The organism is Oleiphilus sp. HI0125 (assembly GCF_001635355.1).
In genome coordinates, this window is record NZ_LWGF01000301.1 from 1 (window position 1) to 902 (window position 902).

Annotated in this window: 1 pseudogene; it reads left to right on the top strand. The window is 44.6% G+C overall.

Features of this window, described 5'->3' with window-relative positions:
• Positions 1-902, top strand: a pseudogene (locus tag A3762_RS04130) (23S rRNA (guanine(2445)-N(2))/(guanine(2069)-N(7))-methyltransferase); the annotation flags it as partial.

Here is a 902-nt window from a genome sequence, read left to right on the forward strand (position 1 = left end):
GCCAAATGTCGATAAAGATAATCCTCAAATTAGGGTGGCTGCTAAGTTAAGTAAAGGTGTGCTCAGCATCAGCTTGGATTTGTCGGGGGAAAGTCTCCATAAGCGTGGATATCGAATAGACAAGGGCGCTGCGCCATTACGCGAGAATGTTGCGGCTGCATTACTGGTGCAAACAGGTTGGGGAGATGTCTGCTCAGATAATGCTTCGTTTTTGGATCCCATGTGCGGTTCGGGAACATTCTGTATCGAGGCTGCTTTGATGGCGATGGATTGTGCCCCTGGATTATCTCGTGAAGAGTGGGGCTTTGATTATTGGGTCAAGCATGATTCACGTAAATGGGGGGCGTTGGTCGCGTCAGCCAATGAGCGCGCAACAACTGGTAGAGAAGCGTTTGATAATAAAATTATTGGATATGATGCAGATGCTCGTGTGATTTCGGTTGCATGGGAAAACATTAAAAGGGCTGGCTTGCATGAGTTTATTCATGTTGAGAAGAAGTCTGTTTCAGATTTAGAGTTGCCTCCCAATGTTGAGAAAGGTTTGTTGCTGACAAACCCTCCTTATGGGGAAAGGCTCGGAGAAGTCGAAACTCTAATGGCTTTATATCGCGATCTTGGTGATAAATTCGACGAGTATTTTCATGGCTGGAAAGCAGGTGTTTTTACAAGCAACGAGAAATTAGAAAAAGCCTTGGGTTGGCGTTATTTTAAGCGCTACAAGTTTGTTAATGGAGCCTTAGATGTTGCTCTACTATTGTTTGGCCTTAATGCGGACAACCGTTTTAAGACGCCTTGGCTGAGTTCACAAGAATATCTTCAGAACCCTTCTTTGTGGCGTGTAGCAAATCAAGAGCGTGCTGCAATGCTCGCCAATCGCTTAAAGAAAAATCAAAAACAGTTTT